Source organism: Stenotrophomonas sp. HMWF023, from assembly GCF_003060985.1.
GTDB classification, from domain to species: domain Bacteria; phylum Pseudomonadota; class Gammaproteobacteria; order Xanthomonadales; family Xanthomonadaceae; genus Stenotrophomonas; species Stenotrophomonas lactitubi.
Genome location: NZ_QAIJ01000006.1, coordinates 1 through 5,737 on the forward strand (window position 1 = coordinate 1; position 5,737 = coordinate 5,737).

Here is a 5,737-nt window from a genome sequence, read left to right on the forward strand (position 1 = left end):
GCTGCACGCTGGCCGGCTGCCGTTGCCGCCTTACATCCAGCGCGAGCCGGGCGTGGATGACCGCGAGCGCTACCAGACCGTGTTCGCCCGCGAAGTGGGCGCGGTGGCAGCGCCGACCGCCGGCCTGCATTTCGATGAAGCGCTGCTGGCGGCACTGAAGGACAAGGGCGTGGATTTCGGCCACGTCACCCTGCACGTGGGCGCAGGCACGTTCCAGCCGGTGCGTGCCGACGACCTGAAGGACCACGTGATGCACCGCGAGTGGCTGAACGTCGGTGCCGAGCTGGTGCAGCAGGTGCGACGCACACGTGCGGCCGGTGGCCGGGTGATCGGCGTGGGCACGACCGTGGTGCGCGCGCTGGAAAGCGCGATGCGGGATGGCGAACTGCTGCCGTTCGCCGGCGAGACGCAGATCTTCATCACCCCGGGCTACCGCATCCGCAGCGTCGACGCGATGGTGACCAACTTCCACCTGCCGGAAAGCACGCTGCTGATGATGATCTCGGCCTTCGCCGGCAAGGAGCGGGTGTTCGAGGCCTACCAGCACGCCATCGAGCAGCGCTATCGCTTCTTCAGCTACGGCGACGCGATGCTGCTGTTCCCGCAGGCGGGGTAGGGCTGAGGTGGGTAGCGCCGGGCCATGCCCGGCGTGGCGGAGTTGCGGGCCATCCTCCGGGCATGGCCCGGCGCTACCGGAGCAGGAAAGGCGATTTTGGGAGACAATGGACGACTATTTGCCCGAACGACCGCTCCATGTCCCGATTGCAGTTCCAGCTCCAGACCCGTGATGGCCGCGCCCGCCGTGGCCGCCTGACCTTCCCGCGTGGCACGGTGGAAACGCCGGCCTTCATGCCGGTGGGGACCTATGGCTCGGTCAAGGGCATCCTGCCGGACCACGTGCGTGCGCTGGGCGCCGAGATCATCCTCGGCAACACCTTCCACCTGTACCTGCGCCCGGGTCTGGACATCATCGCCGACCACGGCGGCCTGCACGGATTCTGCCGCTGGGATGGCCCGATCCTGACCGACTCCGGCGGCTTCCAGGTGTTCTCGCTGGCCCACCGCCGCAAGATCACCGAGCAGGGCGTGACCTTCGCCTCGCCGACCGACGGTGCCCGGGTGTTCCTGGGCCCGGAAGAGAGCATGAAGATCCAGAAGGTGCTCGATTCGGACGTAGTGATGATTTTCGACGAGTGCACGCCGTACCCGGCCACCGAGGACGTCGCCCGCCGCTCGATGGAGCTGAGCCTGCGCTGGGCCCAGCGCAGCCGCAACGCGCATGACGAGCTCGGCAATGACGCGGCCCTGTTCGGCATTGTCCAGGGCGGGGTGCACACCGACCTGCGCAGCCGTTCGGCCGAGGCGCTGCAGGGGATCGGCTTTGACGGCTATGCCATCGGCGGCCTGGCCGTGGGTGAGCCGGAAGACGAGCGCAACGCCATGCTCGACCATCTGGACCCCGAGCTGCCCGCCGACCGTCCGCGCTACCTGATGGGCGTCGGCCGCCCTGAGGACCTGGTCGAGGGTGTCGCACGTGGCGTGGACATGTTCGATTGCGTGATGCCGACCCGGAATGCGCGCAACGGCCACTATTTCACCTCGTTCGGCACCGTCCGCATCCGCAATTCACAGTACGCGCGGGACATGGACCCGATCGAGCCGGGCTGTGGCTGCGTGGCCTGCGCCGGCGGCTATACCCGCTCGTACCTGCGCCATCTGGACCGCTGCAACGAGATGCTGGCGCCGATGCTGGGCACCCAGCACAACCTCTTCTATTACGAAAAACTGATGGCCGACATCCGCGCGGCCATCGAGGCGGGAACCTTCCTGGCCTTCCGCGAGTCCTTCTACGCAGCACGCGGGGCGGTAGCGCCGCCCCTGTAAACCCGCAGCACACCCCCTGCCAAACGGCCCAAGGACGAATGCCCGGGGCCGTGGCATACTTCAAGGCTGACCCAGATCCGCGGTCGACACCTCGTGCCCGTGAAACGGCCGAAGCGCCGCCCAACCAAAGGACCAACGATGAACCTGCTTGCCTTCCTGATTCCCGCCGCCCACGCCCAGGCCGCTGGCGGCCAACCGCAGGGCATGGGCCTGACCACGCTGCTGTTCCCGATCATCCTGATCGCCATCATGTACTTCCTGATGATCCGCCCGCAGATGAAGCGGCAGAAGGAGCACAAGTCCATGCTGGAGAAGATCAAGCGCGGCGACGAAGTGCTGACCAACGGCGGCATCGCCGGCAAGGTCACCGATATCGGCGACAACTTCGTCACCGTCGAAGTGGCCGAGAACGTGCGCATCCGCGTGCAGAAGGGCGCTGTCGGCAGCGTGCTGCCGACCGGCACTCTGGATTCGGCCAAGTAAGCCACTCCCTTTCTGAAGCACAACCGCGGCGCCGGGGATGGCGCCGCGCGGGACCCAAGCAATGCTCGAATTTCCACGCTGGAAGTACGTCGTCATCGTGATCGTACTGGCGCTCAGCGCGCTGTACGCACTGCCCAACATCTACCAGAAGGACCCGGCCATCCAGATCACCGCCAACCGTGGCGGCCAGGTCGACGATGCGCTGCGTGACCGTGTGCTGGCCGACCTGAAGAAGGCCGGTGTCACCACGCTCGGCGCAGAGAAGGAAGGGGACAGCCTGATCGTCCGCCTGTCGGACCTGAAGTCGCAGTCCGCTGCCAGCGATGCGCTGCGTGACAGCGTGGGCGAGAACTACACGGTGGCCCTGAACCTGGCCTCGACCGTGCCGGACTGGCTGGCCAAGCTCGGCGGTCGCCCGATGGTGCTGGGCCTGGATCTGCAGGGCGGCGTGCACTTCGTGCTGCAGGTCGACCAGAAGGCCGCGCTGGACAAGCGCCTGGATGCCTACACCGAAGACGTGCGCAGCACGCTGCGTGATGCGCGCATCGCCTACCAGTCGGTGGAGCGTCGTGCCGACAACACCATCGTCGCCAACCTGAGCCCGTCGGCCGGCGAAGATGCCGGTACCCGTGCCCGCGCCGCGCTGGCCAAGGCGCAGCCGACGCTCGGCTACGACGTCAGCGGCAACCGCATCACGGTGTCCATTCCGGAAGCCGAGATCGCGCAGATCGCCAACGGCGCCATCGAGCAGAACATCAACACCCTGCGCAACCGCGTGAACCAGCTCGGCGTGTCCGAGCCGATCATCCAGCGCCAGGGTGCTGACCGCGTGGTGGTGCAGCTGCCGGGCGTGCAGGACACCGCCGAAGCCAAGCGCATGATCGGTGCCACCGCCACCCTGGAATACCGGGCAGTTGTGGAAGGCAATGCGCAGGACGCCATCGCGTCGGGTCGTATCCCGCCGGAAGCCAAGGTCTACCAGCGCCGTGACAACGGCGGTCCGGTGCTGCTGAACAAGCGCGTGATCGTCACCGGTGACCAGATGGTGGCCGCGCAGGCGGTGACCGACTCCACCAGTGGCACCCCGGCAGTCAGCGTGACGCTGAACAATGTCGGTGGCCAGCGCATGTTCGACTTCACCAGCGCCAACGTGAACAAGCCGATGGCGGTGGTGTACACCGAGCGCGTGCCGACCGTGACCGTCGTCGACGGTCAGGAAGTGCGTGGCTTCAAGGTCAACGAGGAAGTGATCTCGGTGGCCAACATCAACGGCGTGTTCGGCAAGAACTTCCAGACCACCGGTCTGCAGAAGAAGGAAGCCGAAGACCTGGCCAAGCTGCTGAAGTCGGGCTCGCTGGCTGCACCGATGGACTTCGTTGAAGAGCGCGTGGTCGGCCCGAGCCTGGGTGCGGAGAACGTCAAGAACGGCATCACCGCGGTGGTCTATGCGTTCATGTTCACGCTGGTGTTCTTCACCATCTACTACCGCATGTTCGGCCTGATCACCTCGATCGCGATGCTGTTCAACCTGCTGATCGTGGTGGCGGTGATGTCACTGTTCGGCGCGACCATGACCTTGCCGGGCTTTGCCGGTCTGGCGTTGTCGGTCGGTCTGTCGGTCGACGCCAACGTGCTGATCAACGAACGTATCCGTGAAGAGCTGCGTGCCGGTGTGCCGGGCAAGACCGCGATCGTGACCGGTTACGAGCGCGCTTCGGGCACCATCCTCGACGCCAACCTGACCGGCCTGATCGTCGGTGTGGCGCTGTTCGCATTCGGTACCGGTCCGCTGAAGGGCTTCGCGCTGACCATGATCATCGGTATTTTCGCTTCCATGTTCACCGCGATCACCGTATCGCGTGCACTGGCGACGCTGATCTACGGCCGTCGCAAGAAGCTCCAGAACGTGGCCATCTGACGGGACGACACGCACATGAAACTGTTTCCGCTGCACATCCTCCCGAACGATACCAAGATCGACTTCATGCGCTGGCGCCATGTCGCGATGGTCGTCACGATCATCGTGTTCCTGGCATCGATCGGCATCATCGGCTTCAAGGGCTTCAATTACGCTCTGGACTTCACCGGCGGCACCCTGATCGAAGCCCGCTTCGAACATGCGGTGGACGTCGAGGACGTCCGCAGCAAGCTTGAGCAGAACGGCTTCGACGGCGCCCAGGTACAGAGCGTCGGTGGCAACACCGACCTGCTGATCCGCCTGGCCCCGCACGGTGAACACGCTCCGGGTACCGGTGGCGCGTCTGCCGAGGACAAGGCCACTGCTGCGGCCGTGGTCAAGGCGGTTTCTTCGGCCGACAACCAGGCCACCGTGCTGCGCAACGAGTTTGTGGGTCCGCAGATCGGCAAGGACCTGGCGATGAATGGCCTTTACGCCACCATCTTCATGCTGGCCGGCTTCCTGATCTACATCGCGGTGCGCTTCGAATGGAAGTTCGCGGTCACCGCCAGCATCGTGGCCATGTTCGACCTGATCGTGACGGTGGCTTACGTGTCGCTGCTCGGCCGTGAGTTCGACCTGACCGTGCTGGCTGGCCTGCTGTCGGTGATGGGTTTTGCGATCAACGACATCATCGTGGTGTTCGACCGTGTCCGCGAGAACTTCCGCAGCCTGCGCGTGGAGCCGATGGAAGTGCTGAACCGTTCGATCAACCAGACGCTGTCGCGTACGGTGATCACTGCGGTGATGTTCTTCCTGTCTGCGCTGGCCCTGTACATGTACGGCGGCAGCTCGATGGAAGGCCTGGCCGAGACGCACATGATCGGTGCGGTGATCGTGGTGTTGTCCTCGATCCTGGTGGCGGTGCCGATGCTGACCGTGGGTGCCCTGCGCGTGACCAAGCAGGATCTGCTGCCCAAGGCCAAGGACATCGAAGCCCTGGAGCGTCGTCCGTAAGCCTCCGCTGCACGCAGTACACAGAGAACCCCGCGCAAGCGGGGTTTTTTGTTGGCAGGGCTGCGCCCTGCACCTGCCGAAGCAACAGCAACAGCCAAATCCAAAGCGAAGCGGCATTCCGTGGGATGGCGGGGCACTGTGAGTTTGCGGGGACGCCGTAAACCCATCCATGGGGGCTTGGTCGCCGCATCCATGCGGCTCACACCCCGCAAACCCACAGTGCCCCGCCTTCGACAGGTTCACGCGGCTGTTGGTGGGTGCCGACCGTTGGTTGGCACATCTGTCAGATATCGATACACACAAATGGGGTCAGATCCGTTTTCCTTCGGAAAACGGATCTGACCCCAAGAGCTGTTCCGACAGATCGCGGAAGACTGTCGAAGGCGGGGTGGGTCCGGTTGCGGGGGTGTCCGCGGCATGGATGCCGCGGCCAAGCCTACAGGGACGTATTTACGG

General features: G+C 65.0%; 5 protein-coding genes. All 5 read left to right on the forward strand.

The genetic code is table 11. The features are described from left to right. The coding region (queA, locus tag DBR20_RS00070) for a tRNA preQ1(34) S-adenosylmethionine ribosyltransferase-isomerase QueA (RefSeq protein ID WP_108264745.1) at nucleotides 1–616 on the forward strand (616 nt) is incomplete at its 5' end. Between the two features lie 137 nt (nucleotides 617–753). Beyond that, complete coding sequence (tgt, locus tag DBR20_RS00075; protein WP_108264746.1) at nucleotides 754–1,884, forward strand: tRNA guanosine(34) transglycosylase Tgt; 1,131 nt, start codon at nucleotides 754–756, stop codon at nucleotides 1,882–1,884. Between the two features lie 138 nt (nucleotides 1,885–2,022). Beyond that, nucleotides 2,023–2,367 (forward strand): preprotein translocase subunit YajC, encoded by a 345-nt coding sequence (gene yajC, locus DBR20_RS00080; protein WP_089240484.1) that lies wholly within the window; start codon nucleotides 2,023–2,025, stop codon nucleotides 2,365–2,367. A gap of 61 nt (nucleotides 2,368–2,428) precedes the next feature. Beyond that, nucleotides 2,429–4,285 (forward strand): protein translocase subunit SecD, encoded by a 1,857-nt coding sequence (gene secD / locus DBR20_RS00085; RefSeq protein ID WP_181392978.1) that lies wholly within the window; start codon nucleotides 2,429–2,431, stop codon nucleotides 4,283–4,285. 15 nt (nucleotides 4,286–4,300) lie between these two features. After that, on the forward strand, nucleotides 4,301–5,281 hold the full coding sequence (gene secF / locus DBR20_RS00090; RefSeq protein ID WP_100552292.1) for a protein translocase subunit SecF: 981 nt from the start codon (nucleotides 4,301–4,303) through the stop codon (nucleotides 5,279–5,281). The last annotated feature ends 456 nt before the right edge of the window (nucleotides 5,282–5,737 follow it).

Coding starts and splice junctions, on each gene's coding strand:
- yajC (WP_089240484.1), top strand. CDS start 2,023: ATGAACCTGCTTGCCTTCCTGATTCCCGCCGCCCACGCCCAGGCCGCT.
- secF (WP_100552292.1), top strand. CDS start 4,301: ATGAAACTGTTTCCGCTGCACATCCTCCCGAACGATACCAAGATCGAC.
- secD (WP_181392978.1), top strand. CDS start 2,429: ATGCTCGAATTTCCACGCTGGAAGTACGTCGTCATCGTGATCGTACTG.
- tgt (WP_108264746.1), top strand. CDS start 754: ATGTCCCGATTGCAGTTCCAGCTCCAGACCCGTGATGGCCGCGCCCGC.